The 14,960-nt window shown below is 69.9% G+C and carries 16 protein-coding genes; 7 read left to right on the top strand and 9 right to left on the bottom strand.

Translation table 11 applies throughout. The features are described from left to right. Positions 1-184: 184 nt before the first annotated feature. From OP04_RS44260 to OP04_RS44220, 9 genes are all read right to left on the bottom strand, one after another. Positions 185-829, bottom strand: a complete 645-nt coding sequence (locus OP04_RS44260) for an STAS domain-containing protein (RefSeq protein WP_051800003.1) — start codon at positions 827-829, stop codon at positions 185-187. Beyond that, on the bottom strand, positions 826-1,203 hold the full coding sequence (locus OP04_RS44255) for an STAS domain-containing protein (protein ID WP_033346034.1): 378 nt from the start codon (positions 1,201-1,203) through the stop codon (positions 826-828). The genes OP04_RS44260 and OP04_RS44255 overlap by 4 nt, the downstream gene beginning before the upstream one ends. Before the next feature lie 101 nt (positions 1,204-1,304). After that, the gene (locus OP04_RS50815; RefSeq protein WP_051800002.1) at positions 1,305-1,838 is read right to left on the bottom strand and encodes a BON domain-containing protein; all 534 of its coding nucleotides are present in this window, start codon (positions 1,836-1,838) and stop codon (positions 1,305-1,307) included. A 349-nt stretch (positions 1,839-2,187) separates the two neighbouring features. Further along, positions 2,188-2,448, bottom strand: a complete 261-nt coding sequence (locus OP04_RS44245) for a hypothetical protein (protein ID WP_157241171.1) — start codon at positions 2,446-2,448, stop codon at positions 2,188-2,190. Positions 2,449-2,818: 370 nt separating this feature from the next. Beyond that, on the bottom strand, positions 2,819-3,622 hold the full coding sequence (locus tag OP04_RS44240; protein ID WP_033346032.1) for a potassium channel family protein: 804 nt from the start codon (positions 3,620-3,622) through the stop codon (positions 2,819-2,821). 562 nt (positions 3,623-4,184) lie between these two features. Further along, the gene (locus OP04_RS44235) at positions 4,185-5,015 is read right to left on the bottom strand and encodes an ABC transporter permease (protein WP_051800001.1); all 831 of its coding nucleotides are present in this window, start codon (positions 5,013-5,015) and stop codon (positions 4,185-4,187) included. Beyond that, complete coding sequence (locus OP04_RS44230) at positions 5,012-5,842, bottom strand: ATP-binding cassette domain-containing protein (RefSeq protein WP_051800000.1); 831 nt, start codon at positions 5,840-5,842, stop codon at positions 5,012-5,014. Before OP04_RS44230 ends, OP04_RS44235 begins: the two co-directional genes overlap by 4 nt. Beyond that, the gene (locus OP04_RS44225) at positions 5,839-6,786 is read right to left on the bottom strand and encodes an ABC transporter substrate-binding protein (RefSeq protein WP_198154214.1); all 948 of its coding nucleotides are present in this window, start codon (positions 6,784-6,786) and stop codon (positions 5,839-5,841) included. Before OP04_RS44225 ends, OP04_RS44230 begins: the two co-directional genes overlap by 4 nt. Positions 6,787-7,189: 403 nt before the next feature. After that, a complete protein-coding gene (locus tag OP04_RS44220; RefSeq protein ID WP_033346031.1) occupies positions 7,190-7,705 on the bottom strand; it encodes a MarR family winged helix-turn-helix transcriptional regulator in 516 nt (171 codons plus the stop codon). Positions 7,706-7,998: 293 nt separating this feature from the next. Between OP04_RS44220 and OP04_RS52630 the strand changes: the two genes are divergently transcribed. The 7 genes from OP04_RS52630 (at position 7,999) to OP04_RS44185 (ending at position 14,958) form a co-directional block, all read left to right on the top strand. Beyond that, on the top strand, positions 7,999-8,439 hold the full coding sequence (locus tag OP04_RS52630; RefSeq protein ID WP_051799998.1) for a response regulator: 441 nt from the start codon (positions 7,999-8,001) through the stop codon (positions 8,437-8,439). Between the two features lie 2 nt (positions 8,440-8,441). Beyond that, the gene (locus tag OP04_RS44210) at positions 8,442-8,798 is read left to right on the top strand and encodes a hypothetical protein (RefSeq protein ID WP_033346030.1); all 357 of its coding nucleotides are present in this window, start codon (positions 8,442-8,444) and stop codon (positions 8,796-8,798) included. 58 nt (positions 8,799-8,856) lie between these two features. Next, positions 8,857-9,171, top strand: coding sequence for a hypothetical protein (locus tag OP04_RS44205; protein ID WP_033346029.1), 315 nt, complete (start codon positions 8,857-8,859; stop codon positions 9,169-9,171). 46 nt (positions 9,172-9,217) lie between these two features. Beyond that, on the top strand, positions 9,218-10,108 hold the full coding sequence (locus tag OP04_RS44200) for a transposase (RefSeq protein WP_051799997.1): 891 nt from the start codon (positions 9,218-9,220) through the stop codon (positions 10,106-10,108). Further along, positions 10,098-11,195: a recombinase family protein gene (locus OP04_RS44195; protein ID WP_051799996.1), complete on the top strand. Its 1,098-nt coding sequence runs from the start codon at positions 10,098-10,100 to the stop codon at positions 11,193-11,195. The genes OP04_RS44200 and OP04_RS44195 overlap by 11 nt, the downstream gene beginning before the upstream one ends. 130 nt (positions 11,196-11,325) lie before the next feature. Continuing rightward, positions 11,326-12,753 (top strand): hypothetical protein, encoded by a 1,428-nt coding sequence (locus OP04_RS44190; protein ID WP_157241167.1) that lies wholly within the window; start codon positions 11,326-11,328, stop codon positions 12,751-12,753. A 15-nt stretch (positions 12,754-12,768) separates the two neighbouring features. Continuing rightward, positions 12,769-14,958, top strand: a complete 2,190-nt coding sequence (locus OP04_RS44185; RefSeq protein WP_051799995.1) for a DEAD/DEAH box helicase — start codon at positions 12,769-12,771, stop codon at positions 14,956-14,958. Positions 14,959-14,960: the final 2 nt, after the last annotated feature.

The following is a 14,960-nucleotide window of genomic DNA, read 5'->3' as shown; positions in this document are numbered from 1 at the left end:
AAGTCCGCTACGAAGCTACCGTCACGGTCGCTTCGATCATGGTCTGGCTCCGCATGAAGATCGACTGAACCAAACCATGATCCATCAAACACGACCTAGGCGGGACGGGAACACGAACAGCGGCCGGTCGTACCGGTCTCGGCGCTCGCGAACGCTCATCCCCGCGGCCAGCCGAAGCCCGCGGTCACCCGGCCGGGCGCGCGCCCGCGACGACCGGTCCCGGATCAGCCGGCGCCGCCCACCCGAGATCGGCTCCACCCGCGGACGACCGGCTCCACGCCAGGGCGTCGGACCGGTCGGCGAAGCAGGGAAATGCCTCGGAGAGGCGCATGGTGTGCAGCACGGCCAGCACGAACCGCGACGGCGCGGCCAGGCACACCGCCCCGCTGCGGCGCCGGCACGCCTGGCGCACCCGGACGAGTCCGGACAGACCGTCTGGGTCGACGATCGCCTCGCCACCCAGGTCCAGCACGACATGGGCACAGCGCACGGCCGGGTCCTCGACTGCGGCCTGCAACGTGTCCGTGATGCGCCGGTCGACGGTGCCGGTGACCTCCGCGACGAGCGCCTCCCCGGTGTCCCGGGCCACCAGCGCGCCGGCCGGCCCCGGCTGCGGCGCCTCGGCGAGCGGCAGTTCCGGTACTGCCCGGCAGGCGGGGCAGAGATGACGTCCGGTGGCGAAGGCGGAGCCCGACCAGCCCGCGTCACTGAGCACCGGCCAGACCAGCTCGTCCTCCCGCATCAGGTGATCCGGCTGGTCGAGCGCGTCGCCACACGAGTCGCAGATGAGCCGGACCACCCCGGAGACCCGGCCCGGCACCGCCGTCACAGCGCGTCCTCTCCCGGCCCGGTCCGGCCGGACGAGGCGGCGGGCTCCACCTCGACGACGTCGGTGACGTGAGCGAGGTTCAGCAGGCGGTGCACCCGGCAGGAGGGGGCCCGCAGCAACAGCCGGCCTCCGTCGTGCCAGAGCCGGCGGTGAGTGGCGAGCAGCAGGTCGACCGCGGACGCGTCGATGGCCGTACAGTCGCTCAGGTCCAGAACGAGCCGGTGCGGCCGGATCGCATGCGCACCGTCGAGGACGTCCGCCACCGAGGCGATCGTGTGCTGGTCGAACCGGTCCCTGATCTCGATCTCGATCAGAGACGCAACGGGAGCCGTCATCGCCATCGCCGCGCCTTCCTCGTAGCGGAACTGTGACATGTTCAAGCCTGGCCACGGCGCTTGACGGAAGATCCCCGTACCCATGTCGGTCCGATGACGTTCCGCCGTACCGCGAAGCTCACCGGCCGCGGCCCCTGGCGTCAGCGCCGTCGTGACCGGTGCCGGAGCACGACCACCGCGAACGCTGACAGCGCGACGGCCGTCAGCATCGCCGGCACACCCCACCAGCCGGCCTCCGCCACCGTCACCAGCAGCAGCGACCAGAACACGGCCGGCGCCAGGACCGCCACCAGCAGCAGCACACCGGTTCGCGACGCGGCCGGTGGAGGGGGGTCCCACCGCGACGACTCCGCGACGAGCCCGGCCACGATCGCATCGAACCGCTGCCGTTCGACCCGGACGCCGGTATCGGGCGCGTCGATGCGGTTGCACACGTCACGTACGCCGTGGCTGCGCAGGGCGATGCTGCCCGCCACCTCCCGCACCTCCGCGCCCGTGCGGCCGCTGAGGATGGCGACTCCGTCGCGTACGGCGACCACGATCCGTTCCCTGCGCGTGCGGTCGTCCGCCAGCAGGTCGTGTGCGACCTGATACGTCAGCCGGACGTCGAGACCCGGCAGGCCCCGGGACAGGGGCGCCTCTTCGCCATCGCCGTCGTCCGGCAGCGTCGCCATGTCTGACTCCTACGAGGTGCCCGTGCGTCGCATGGAACGGCGTCGGCACGCGGTGGCGGTTGCACATCGCCCGCCGGGCGGTATCGGATGGGCCGGTCCGGCGGGGGCGTCCGGGCACCCGTGCGCCAGCGCCCGAACCGGTACGCCGCCGCGTGGGTGCCCGTCCGACCAGCGGCCGCTCGGACCGGGCGGCGAATGATGACCACCGCCCGAAGACCACCCTGCCGTGCGTGTTTGACGGACTCTGCCCCGGACCATGACGGACGGATGACGTTCTCCCCGCCCGTCGATCACCACTGGGTCGTGGCGACGCCCGCGTGGTCCACGCCACGGGCGCCGGCCGATGCGCTCAGGTCGTCCGGTCCAGCAGGAGCTGGCTGGCGAGAACGGCATTCGCGGAGGCGTCGAGCCTGGCATTCTCGAGGTCGGCGGCGGCCGACCGGTCCAGATAGACATTAGCACCGGGAATGGCGATGTCACTGTCGGCGGGTGCCGGGACGATAGACAGAGAGAATCTGCTATCGGCTATTTTCCGAATACTCAGCCCGGCCTTCGGATACACATCCGTATTGGTCATCCGGTCCAGGGCCGCAGCAGCATTGTCGGTCACGGCTATCACGATGCACCTCCTCAGATCCTCTCCCCACACTCACCGACATCCGCACGCCGATCAACCCCCACCGGCCCAGATTCACAAGACCTTCACCCGACCGCGAACATCGTCATACAACCGAAGGCAAGTCGTTTTCACGGGTCCCGGACGGTGACGGAAAAGGCGGCGCGGTCATTCGCGAGAACACTCCCGGCCGCTTCGATACAGCCCTGGGCGGGCAGGGAAAATGCGTCGGCGAGCACCGTTGGGCGCGATAGATCGGGAACCGCGAAGGGACGGACCCGTCTCATTCTCGGGATAGCAGCGGCAGGTGATCACCACGGGCCGCCGAGGCGGGATGAGCCGGCCGTTGACCCAGGCTCCCGGTTCACCGGGGCGCGTCGTCTCCGCCGCCCCGGTCCGGATCCGGTGCGGTGGTGCCCGGTCTCCGGCGCAGGTCCGCGCGTAGCTCGGCGAGTTCGGTCCGCAGCCTCGCCAGCTCGTCGGTGACGACGGTGACGTCGTCCTTCGTCGCCTCGGACGGTCGTTCCGTGGCGGCGATGCGCTCCACGATCCAGCTGGCCAGCGAACCGGTCACGAAACCGATCAGCCCGATCCCGCCGATCATGAGGCCCAGTGCGACCAGGCGCCCGGCCACCGTCGTTGGGTAGAGGTCGCCGTATCCCACGGTGGTGATCGTGACGACCGCCCACCACAACGCCTGCGGGTAGCTGTCGATGTTGTGGTCCGGACCGGCCCGTTCCGCGTCCAGGATCGCCAGCGCACCAACCGCGACCAGCAGCACGGTCGTCGCGCCGACGTACAACGAGAGATTGCCGCGCGTCCACTTCTCGGTCCGCCGGTTCACCATGATGAGCGCGGTCACCAGACGGAGCGCGCGCAGTGGCCGCACCATCGGCAGCAGGAGAACCGCCAGGTCGAACAGGTGCGCCCGCACGAACCGGGCGCGGTCGTCGCTGCACAGGAACCGCACCAGGTAGTCGAGGCCGAACAGCGCCCAGACGACGACGGTCACGGCCTCGCAGGCCCGCCGCCAGCCGGGCGGCAGATCTGGGCGGAGGATCGGCACGGCGTACACCACCAGGAACACCACCGCGGCCGCCGTCAACGGCCCGCCGCCCCATCGCTCCCATCGCCGGGCGAACCGGTGCCGGAATTGCTGTGCCGTCATCAGCGGTGCTCTCCGATCTCGTGAGGTTGCCGCACCGTGCCCGGAGGCCCGCCCCACGCCGGTCGCCGGTTCCTCCCGGCGACACCACGCGTGGCCGTGCCGGCGGCCCGACCACGACGAGGCGGCCATCCTCGTGATCAGCGTGCGCGCCGCGCCTGACGAAGCCTGCCTCACACCATGACGGAAGCGTGACTTTTTGCGCGCGGAAGAGCGGCAGATCGAGACATTGGGCGGTACGGCCAGCGTGTCAGACCCGGCTCGGGTCAGCAGCAGCCGACGGCTGCCGTCGTTGCGCCGGTGCCGGAGCCGGCCGGGATGGTCGTGTAGAACGGGCCTCCAGATCCGAAACCCGCAATGCGAGCTGGCGCTCGGGTCGAGCGGTACCCCACCGAGTTACGCAGCGCGCACTGACCGCGCGGGTCTGATCAGAGATGGGACGCCGGGCGAGGTGCCGCCCGGTCCCGGGGCCTGCGGCAGGCCGAGCGTGCGTGAACAGGTCGTGGCCAGGGCAGTTCGGCGCGGGACCCGTGGTCGACGCCGACCGCGGGTCCCGGCGTGGCGGTCAGGCCAGGCGACGGCCGAGCGCGCCGGTGACCCGGTCGAGATAGATCGCGAGCACCACGACGGCGAGGCCTCCCTCGAAGCCGCGGCCGATGTCGAGCTGGGTGATCGACCGGACCACGACCGCGCCCAGGCCACCACCGCCGACCAGCCCGGCGACGACCACCATGGACAGCGCCAGCATGATGACCTGGTTGACGCCCGCCATGATCGAGGGAACCGCGAGCGGCAGCTGCACGTCCCGCAGGATCTGCCGGGGTCGCGCGCCGAATGCGACGGCCGCCTCGACGACCTCCCGGTCGACCTGCCGGATGCCGAGTTCGGTCAGCCGTACCGCGGGTGGCACCGCGAAGATCGTGGTGGCCACCACGCCGGGCACGACGCCGATGCCGAAGAAGAAGACCGCGGGGAGCAGGTAGACGAAGACCGGCATGGTCTGCATGAAGTCGAGCACCGGCCGGGCGAACGCGCGGACCCGGCCGTTGCGCGCGGCCCAGATGCCGAGCGGCACGCCGACGGCCACAGCCACGGTGGACGCGACGAGCACCACCGACAGGCTTTGCAGCATCTCCCGCCAGAGACTCATCGCCTGGACCAGCAGCAGCCCGGCGGCAGTCGCCACCGGTGCCCGCCAGCCGCGCAGCGTCAGCCAGGCGATCCCGGCCAGGATGGCGGTGAGCAGCAGCGCGTGCGGCAGCACCAGCAGCTGGTAGACGCCGCTGAGCAGCTGCCGCAGGATTTCGGCGACCGCGTCGAAGGACGCGCCGAAGTGCAGGCGGAGCCAGTCGATCGCAGTCTGCACCCACTCGCCGACCGGGAGGTCGGGGATCACGCGACCGCTCCGTTCACGCGCAGGTCGGCCACGAACGCGGCGACGTAGTCGTCGGCGGGGCTGGTGGTGACCTCCTCAGCGGTACCGCACTGCACGACACGACCGTCCCGCATGATCATGATGCGGGAGCCGATTCGCATCGCCTCGACCAGGTCGTGGGTGACGAAGACGATGGTCCGGCGCTGTTCCGCCTGCAGCGATAGCAGCAGTTCCTGCATCTCGCGCCGGATCAGCGGGTCGAGTGCGGAGAACGGCTCGTCCATCAGCAGCACGTCCGGCTCGGTGGCGAGCGCGCGGGCGAGTCCTACGCGCTGGCGCTGGCCCCCGGACAGCTGCGACGGGGCGGCGTCGCCGCGATCGGCGAGCCCGACCCGGGCGAGCGCCTCGTCGGCGCGGGTGAGCCGCTCGTCCTTTGACACGCCGCGCACGCGCAGGCCGTAGGCGGCGTTCTCCCGGACCGAGCGGTGCTCGAAGAGCGCGAAGTGCTGGAACACCATGCCGATCCGGCGGTTGCGCAGTTCCCGCAGGCCGGCGTCGGACAGCGTACGCACGTCGTGGTCACCGATGTGGATCGTGCCTGCGGTCGGCTCGATCAGCCGGTTGAGCATGCGCAGTACGGTCGACTTTCCCGAGCCGGACAGCCCCATCACGGCGAACACCTCTCCCTGGGCGACGCTGAAGCCGACGTCGTCCGCGCCGAGGAATCCACCGGCGGCGGTGACCGCGGCACGCCGGTCGGCGGGGTCGCGGTGCGGGCCGTCGAGCAGCGCGGTGGCGGTGGTGTCCGGCAGGCCGTAGACCTTCGTCAGCCCGGCGACCTCGATCATGAGGCGAGCACCTGCTCGGCCGGGTTGCCGTCGGTCGTGGTGACGCCGGCCAGCCAGGCACGTACCGTGTCCTGGTTGTCGGTGATCCACGCGGCGGCGATGTCGGCCGGGTCCTGCTTCTCCTTGTCGACCTGGTCGATCCAGCGCGATGCGGTCGCGGTGTCCACGGTGATCTGGGACAGGAATCGCCGGAGGTTGGCGTCCGTGTCGCCGAGGCCGGACCGGGTGAGCACGCGGATCTCGCCGGCGCCCGGCCACACCTTCTCCGGATCCTGCAGGAACGTCAGGTCCCACTCGACCGTCATCCAGTGCGGGCTCCAGCCGAGGAACACCACGGGCCGGTTCTGCCGGGTGCGCCGGTCCACCTCGGCCAGCATCGCCTCGGTGCTGCTCGCGGTCAGTTTCCAGTCACCGAGGCCGTACGCGTCGGCCTTGATCGCCTCCTGGATCGTGGCGTTGCCGGGCGCGCCGGGCTCGATGCCGAGGATCTCACGGCCGAACGCGTCGGCGTGCGCGTCCAGGTCTGCCAGCGAGGCGACGCCGAGTTGCGTGGCGACGGCCCCCGGTACGGCGGGCGCGTACTCCGTGCCGGTCAGCAGCGTGCCGGCCACCTCGGCCCGGCCTTCGTCCAGCACCGGCTGGAACGTCTCCTGCTGGCTGGGCCACCAGTTGCCGAGATAGGCGTCGGCCTGGCCGGTGGCGAGCGCCTCGGCGGCGAGTGGCACCGACACCTCCTGGGTGCTGGTCCGGTAGCCGAGCCGGTCCAGGATCTGCATCGCTATCCGGGTCTCGACCACCAGGTCGGCCCATGGCTGCTGCACGAAGCGGGCGACATGCTCCCCATCGGTGGAGCCGGCGAAGTCGTCGCCGGACTCGCCGCTGCAGGCGGTGAGCGCGGTGGTGAGCGCGGCCACGGTCATGGCAGCGCACAGTCTTCTCAGCATGTTCTCGTCTCTCGTCGGTTGGCCGGCCCGGGCGTATGCGGGCCCGGCACGAAGCGCCATCGGCGGACAACGTGTCCGTACGGGCTGCGGCGGCGTGGCGCCGGAACGCCGACAGGTGGCCGGCTTCGCCGTTCGCGGGATGGGCGGCACAGCGAGACCGGCCAGTGCGGGACGACGCTCGGCCACGTGGCCATCACAGCACACCGTTGATCGGCGAATGCACACTCGACGGTAGTTTTGTAATGATATATAGGTATTTAAACCCCAGGTCCGGCGCGTACTTTGTCGCAAACGTGGGGATGCAGTCATGGGATCGTCATACGGCACCGAGCGACCGCCCGAGGTGGAGGACGGCATCGGGGATCGGGCTCGCCGGCCGGCGGCCCTCAGGCTGTGGGCGAGATCAGCCGCCGGACTCGGTCGTGACCGCCGACGCCTCCCAGCGCCGGCGCCACTCGGCGGGCGGCACCTCACCCGCGGCCTCGACCAGCGCGTTCACCAGCGCGGCGAAACCCAGCGGCCGAGTGATGGCCAGATCGGCGACCAGGTCGGCGATCGCGGCACGGCGCACCGCCATCGCCTCACCGACCAGATCCCGGCCCTGCGGAGTGAGCGCGACCCAGGCCGCACGCCGATCGTCGGCGCGCACGTGCCGGGCCACCAGTCCCTTGCGGACCAGGCGGTCACACATCCGGGTCGCCGTGGAGGAGCTGACGTCCAGTTCCACCGCGAGGTCGACGATGCGCTGCGGGCCACGGGAGACCAGCAGGACCAGCGTGCGGAACTGCGGGAGGGTGACCTCCTCGTCCAGCCGGGCCAGTGAACGCGCCGCGGTGCCGACGAACACCCTGCTCAACGCGAGCAGCGCGTCGGTCACCTCCTCCTCGGCGGCGCTGAGCCGCTGCACCGCACCCGCCATGCCACCACTGTAACGATCGGCCCACCACCGCCTGCCGACACCGGCACCGCCACCCACGGCAGTCCACGGTGAGGATGCCGAACACCGCCACAACAGGTGTCTTGCTGCACATAAATTGTGACGGTTCCACGACGATTACACATCAGCCTCACGACGATCTCAGCTATTCGCGCGGCAATAGGCCACGACAGTCGCCACCGTCCCCACCGCAGCACGGGCGCGGAGGCGGCGCATTAGGTGCTGTCGTACACTCAATGTCGTTCAAAGGCCTGCTTGCGCGTTCAGGAGCGACGGTGAATGACGAGGAGACGACCGCGCCGTGCAGGGTGCTGCTCGTCGACGGCGATGCCGCGTCCGAGGCCGCCGTCCGGGACACGTTCGCCGACTACAAGATCGATAATGAGCTGCAGGTCGTCCGCGACGGGTCCACCGCCCTGGCCCTCCTGCGCCGCCAGGGACGCTTCGCCGCCATGGCGCGCCCGGACCTGGTGCTGATCAACATGGTTCTGCCCGGCCTGGACGGCCACCATCTGCTGTGGGGCATCCGGCACGATCCCGACCTCGCGGACATCGTCGTCGTGGCCCTCACCGGGTCCGCCGCGGATCAGCGGGGCCTGCGGGAGCAGCACCTGCCGGTCGATGCCTGCCTGCGGCAACCTGTCAGCCTCGACGGCCTGGCGCAGATTCTCCGGGACGGGGATCGGCTCGGCATCGTCGTACACCGGAAGAGGTAGTCATGCGAACCGTGCCCGCCCTCTGCCTGATGCTGTCCGTGACGGCCTGCGCCCCGGCCGTCACCGCCGCCCCACCGGCCGAATCCCTCGGCACCGAGGTGTTCACCCCGTGCCAGGAGGTGTTCCGGCCGGGCCGGACCATCGTCCGGTCCGAGGCGCTAACCGCATGCGCGGCGATCGACGGCACCTCCCGCACACCGCAGTACATCCGGTGCGTCGACGGCCGGCGGCTGTGGCGCATCGACGAGACCATGAGCGACGCGCCGGGATGGGGTTTCGGCGGCAGCGTCTTCTTCGCCTCGGCCGACCTCGACTCCGACCCGGACCTCGCCGCCGCGCAGCGCCGCTGCCGCAACTGACCGGCGGCTTCGGCGGAGGCTGGGCGGTCAGGCGTCCGGCGGGCCCACGTCGACCGACGTGCTGCCGACAGCCGAGATGGCGCCGTTCGGCAGCGCGGCACTGGTCAGGGAGGCGTTCCCGTCGATGGTCACCTCGGGCCTGCGGATGCCAACCGCGTTCGCCGTGCTGGCTGTCCGCCGGACGTCATCGGGATCGCCGATGTCCTACCTGCGACGGCGCGATCGGCTGCTACTGGCGGGCATGGCCGCGATCGGCACGGTCGGCTTCACGCTACCGCTGTCCTACCTGCTCCTCGGCAAGTCGTTCACATGGATCCACGCCGTCGGCATGGCCGCGGCCGTCGTCGCCTACGGCGACGCCCGGCCCAGCTGACGACGAACTGCAGTCCGACCAGCACCGTGAATGCGATCGCGCCGGGGTGGCGCATCTGTCGCTGGTGCCGGGCGCGCGGCGTGGTCATGGTGCCGGATACGCGGCGTTGTCCGCCGGCCGGATCGATGAGGATCTGCTGCGGGACGTGCTGGCGTCGGCGCGACAGCGGTCGTGGCGGCCGGATTTCGCGATCGACGGGTCGGTCTGGGCACGCTGTGATGCGGAGTGCTCGCCGGGGCGTGGTTTCTACTATCACCCGTCGCGGCATTCGGCGGGGCAGCCGATCGTGGCGGGCTGGTGCTATTCGTGGCTGGCCGGGCTGTCCGGCCGGGCAGGTTCGTGGACGGCGTCGCTGGACCATCGCCGGCTGGCGGTCGCCGACAACCCGAACCTGGTCGCGGCCGAGCAGGTCCGGGCGGTCCTGCCGCGGCTGGGTGTCCTGCTGGTGCCTGCGTTGTTCGCCTTCGACGCGGGCTACGACCCGGTCCAGTTGTCGGTCGTGCTGGCCGGGACCGGAACGCAGATCGTGGTTCGGGTCCGTAACGACCGCACCTACTACGGGCCGGGCGGTCCCCGCGCTGACGGGCGGCCCGGCCGTCCGCGACGGCACGGACACCGCCTGTCCTGCGCCGACCCCGCCACCTGGCCGTCACCGGACGTCCGCCTTGACACCGCCGATGACGTCTACGGCCGGGTCGAGGTGTCCGCCTGGCACCGGCTGCATCCGAAACAGGACACCTACCGCGACCCGGATGGCGCGATGACGGTTGTCGAGGGGACCCTGATCCGGCTGCACGTGTCCCGGCCGCCCGGCCGCCGGGACCGGGAACCGAAAACGGTCTGGCTGTGGTGGCACGGCCGCATCGATACAGGCCGCCGCCCTGCTGGTCGCAATCACTGCTGGTGGTTGCGGGTTCGATGCGCTGGTGGTGGGTGAGTACGAGCGGGCGTTCTGCGGCCGCCAGGTCTTCGACCTGCTCCCGGTTCTCCATCAGGCGGGTGTGGTGTTGTGGCTTCCGGAGTTGCTCGGTCCGGTCGATGGTGATGATCCGGTGCATCGGGCGGTGTTGATCGAGTTGGGTGCGCGGTCGTTGCGGGAGGTGCAACGGTCACGGCATCGGGCGTGGGAGGCGATGCGGGTCCAGGCCCGGGACCAGGGCCGGTATCTGGGTGGTCGTCCGCCGTACGGGTACATGCTGGTCGAGATCGGCCCGCATCCGAACCCGGCCCATGCGCGGTGGGGCCGGATGCTGCTGGGCTTGGCGCCGGATCCGGTGACGGCCCGGCATGTGGGGTGGATCTTCGCCCGGCGGCTTGCCGGGGACAGCATGGCCGACATCGCCTGCGCCCTCAACGCGCGCGGTGTGCCGTGCCCGTCGGCGTATGACCGGGCCCGGAACCGGCACCGCACGGGTGCGGGCTGGCAGGTGCGGTCGGTCGCCGCGATCCTGACCAACCCGCGATACACCGGCCGGCAGGTCTGGAATCGGCAGTCCCAGCACATCGACGTCGCCGGACCCGACAGCGGCACACCGTCACGGGACTGGAACGACCGCGATGACTGGGTGATCTCCGCTGAGCCCGCGCATCAGGCGCTGGTGTCCGAGATGGATTTCGTGGCCGTACAGAAGGTCAGCGCGCTTCCGGTGCCGGCGGACGGCTCTCCGCGACGGGTGTACCGGCTGACGGGCCTCCTGATCTGTGCGTTCTGCAACCGGAAGATGGAAGCTCACTGGGCGCATGGGCAGGCGTGGTACCGGTGCCGGCATGGCGTCGATCGGACGAGGCCCGCTGCGCCGGGCACGGCGCGCGCGTTGTACGTGCGTGAGGACCGCGTGCTGGCGCTGATCTCGGAGGCTCTGTCCGCGATGGATCCGGGGCGGGAGCAGTCCGTGGTGCATCCCGAGGCGGTGCTACCTCGACGGGGTCTCGTGGTGGATTGCGGTCGTGAGGCGCTCGCATTGCGCGGGGAGCACGTGGTGACGTCGGGGCGGGGAGGTGTCCCGTGCTGCGGTTGCACCTGAGATGACTCGGGGCGTGAGTGGGTGGCCTGGCGTCGGGTGTGGCTGTTCACGATGGGTGGAGTTGGTATCGCTGGCGGTGGATGGGACCGTACAGTGAACGGGTTGTGCCCACTGCGTCACGGAGGGTGCGTTGGATCTTTCTTCCGTCATCCGGTCGCTCCAGCGGCCGGCGAGGCTTCATGTGGATTCCTCCGATCAGTTGTCCATTGATGTCGCGAAGGCGGCAGAGAAGTCGAGGGCGAGGGCGAAGCACGAGTCCAAGAGCGATGAGGACTCGCGAATCTACATGAAGACGCCGCAGGTGGTCGATGTCCCTCCACGGCTGGCGGTGAGTGCGGGTGATGTGCTTCGGGAGCTGGGGGTGGCGACGACGTTCCTGACGGACTCACCATTCGTGCCGATCGCGCAGTTGTGGGCGCATGTGCGGTACTGCGCGACGATGGAGCCGGGCCGGAGCGGGCTGCTGTCGCTGACGGCACATGCGCACAAGGAAGTCGTGCACCATCACAAGGTCGCCCAGTCCGAGCAGATCGGGATCGGCCTGGCTCTGGTGGTCGCGCGGGCGGTGATGCGGCAGCAGCATCCTGGTTGCGTCTTTCAGGTGGTGGATGCTGATGTCGCGCTGGCGGCCGGTTTCATCGATGAGGTCAAGGGGCGGGTCGAGAGCCGGCCGCAGACGAAGAAGCGGCCGGACTACTTCCTGATCGGCCGGCGGCCCGACGCGGCCGCAGGCAGGAGCACGGTCTATATCGCTGTGCTGGAGTGCAAAGGGACGCACTTCGCCCGCGCGAAGGTCGTCAAGCAACTGGGCGATGCCTGCCTGCAGGTCCAGACCGTGTCGATCGGCCGCAATCCGCTCTACGGGCTCATGGTCGGGTCGAGTTTGAACAAGTCTGGGATCACCTCATACGTCCTCGATCCACCTGGCAGCGACCAGCTATGGGAGGGCGACACCGATACGCTCGACGCCCTGATCCAACATGAACCCGACGAGCCGCACTGGCGTCCCGGCCAGTACGAGGAACCACCGGATGCAGATGGTGACGGCGTGCCGGGGCCTGAGGCAGCAGGCCGGGAAGATGCCGAGCCGGAAGAGCCGCCTGCGCCGTATGCGGTGCCGCCGCAGCGGAAAGGGTGGCTGGCACAGGTTCTCACCCGGTCGCACGCGGCCGCGGTACTGCTGTTCGCGGGCGACAACGCGACCGCGGCACACTATCTGACACCGCGTCAGCGCGGGCATCAGCAGGGCACGATTCCTGATTCGGAGCAGTGGCCCGACTACTCCCAGCGCGCGGTCAAGCTTCCGGGCGGTCCACGCCTGCACGGCACGACGGTGGCGATGCCGCTGCCCGGCGGGCAGGTCCTGGAGATCTTCCGTGGCATGGACGAGCGCCTCTACCGGGACTTGGCGGAGGGCAAGCTGTCGACGTACGGACGTCACGCGAGCCGGCTGCAGCGGTGGTGGCGCGGGCACCAGCGTCGGCCGGGTGATGTGCTGTCCGTCGGTGCGGACGGTACCGCGCTGCTGATGCGTGTCCGGGACCGGCGTGATGCCTGACCCGGCGGCACGCCGATGAGCGTCTCGGTGCCCGCGATCGGGACTCGCGATGCCAAACGGCTGATCTCGCGTGCTCGGGTGCTCTACGACGACGCGCGGTCGATCACCGGCCTACCGGACCGGATCGCCGCTGCGGTCCGGGCGCAGCACGCGAAGCTCCGTGCGGACCTTGTCAGTCAGCGCCTCGCACAGATGCCGGTCGCCGACCTGTCGCACTTCGCGGAGAGGGCACCGCAAGGGCTACGGCACCTGGCCGGCGAGGGGTATACCAGCGTGGCATCCGTGCTCGCGCTGCCCGTGCCACGCTTGCAAACGATCAAGGGGATCGGGCCGAAGTCGGCTGCGGCGATCGCGGAGGCTGCACATCGAGCACGCGCGGCAGTGGACCAGGAGACCACGGTCCGGCTCGACGCGGGCCGCCCTACGTCAGGGCATACCAGCCTGCTTCGTAGTCTTCGTCTGCTCCGGGCGACGAACCAGATCGTCGTGCGGGCCGCGGGCCCTCGGCAGCGGCTGACCTCGCAGTTGCAACGCCGGATCGCGGAGGCTGGCAATGGAGGCAGCCGGCTACGGGTCTGGTTCTCACGCCCACCCGCCCGGGAGCAGCTGCAGCGGGCCCTGACAGGGCTGGCCGAGGCATTGGCCGGCCCGGACGCCACCGCACTCACCAGCGCGTATACGGCGTGCGACGCCGCCGACACGGAGTCGCAGCGGGCCCCGGAGAGTGAGGTATGGGGCGACTTCAAGCAGCACCCGGCTGAATACCAGACGCTGCTGGCGAACGTGCTCGGCGCCGGGAAGCTCGCCGCCGCGGATCTGGGACACATCCCGCGCGCCGTGGCGAACGAGGCCAGGGCTGTTGCGCTCGATCTCACGGCGTTGACGGCCGTTCTGCGGAACTATCAGGTGTTCGGTGCCCAGTACGTGCTGTCACGCCGGGGTGCGATCCTCGGCGACGAGATGGGGCTCGGCAAGACGATCGAAGCAATCGCCGTGATCGCGCACCTGTCACGAGCCAGCCGGCTACGGTGCCTGATCGTGGCCCCAGCCAGCGTGGTGCTGAACTGGCTGGAGGAGATCAGCACGCACAGCCGTCTGTCCGCGGTCAAGCTCCACGGCGCAGACCGCGCCGACGAGGTGTCCCGGTGGATCACCGACGGCGGCATCGCCGTGACCACATTCAGCACGCTCCGACGACTTCAGCTTCCCCCTGATCTACGGCTCGACCTGCTCATCGTCGACGAGGCCCACCAGATCAAGAACCCGCAGGCGCAGCGCTCGCAGCAGGTCGGTGCGCTGGCAGCACGTGCGGGACGGGTTCTGCTGATGACCGGCACACCGATGGAAAACCATGTGCGGGAGTTCCGGAACCTGGTGCGGTACATCGACGGTCCGCTCGCCGACCGGCTGCTGCCGCACGACAACGCGTTCGTCGACCAGATCACCTTCCGCGAGAAGGTCGCGGCTGTCTATCTGCGCCGCAATCAGGAAGATGTCCTCGACGACCTCCCGAAGATCATCAGGAACGACGACCTCGTCGCCCTCGAGGCACCTGAAGCACGCGTCTACGCGGAAGCGGTCGCCGGGCGGTGCTTCGACGACATGCGCCGCGCCGCATACGACGGTGGACCGGATAGCGCCAAGATCGTACGTCTGCGGGAGATCGTGGTCGAGTCGGCAGAGAACGGCTGGAAGGTCCTCGTCTTCTCCCGGTACCTGCGCACGATCGGGGCGATCGAGTCGGCCCTCGCGAAGACACCGCATGTCGTGGTGACCGGCGCTGATACCGGCAGCCGTCGGGCGGCCCAGAAGCTTGCCTGGTTCACCGGCCATGGCGGGCACGCGGTGCTGATCGGTCAGATTGACGCCGTTGGCCAAGGGCTGAACCTGCAAGCCGCGTCCGTCGTTATCCTCGCCGAGCCACAACTCAAGCCCTCTACCGAGGACCAAGCCATTGCGCGCGCGCAACGCATGGGGCAGACGGTCAGGGTCCGTGTTCACCGGCTCCTCGCCAAAGACACCGTTGACGAACGCATCGAAGAGATTCTGGAGCAGAAAAGGCGCGCGTTCGACGCGTACGCGCGAGACAGTGCTGCCAAGAGATTGGATGCCCGTGCGGTCGACCCGACCTACCTAGGACTGGAGATCGGCCTGGCGGAGCAGGAACGGATCATCAACACCGAAGCCCGGCGGCTCGGCACGTAGAC

It is taken from the genome of Catenuloplanes japonicus (assembly GCF_000717135.1).
GTDB lineage: Bacteria > Actinomycetota > Actinomycetes > Mycobacteriales > Micromonosporaceae > Catenuloplanes > Catenuloplanes japonicus.
Note: the sequence above shows the minus strand (reverse complement) of the source record. Positions and strands in the feature narration are given on the sequence as shown.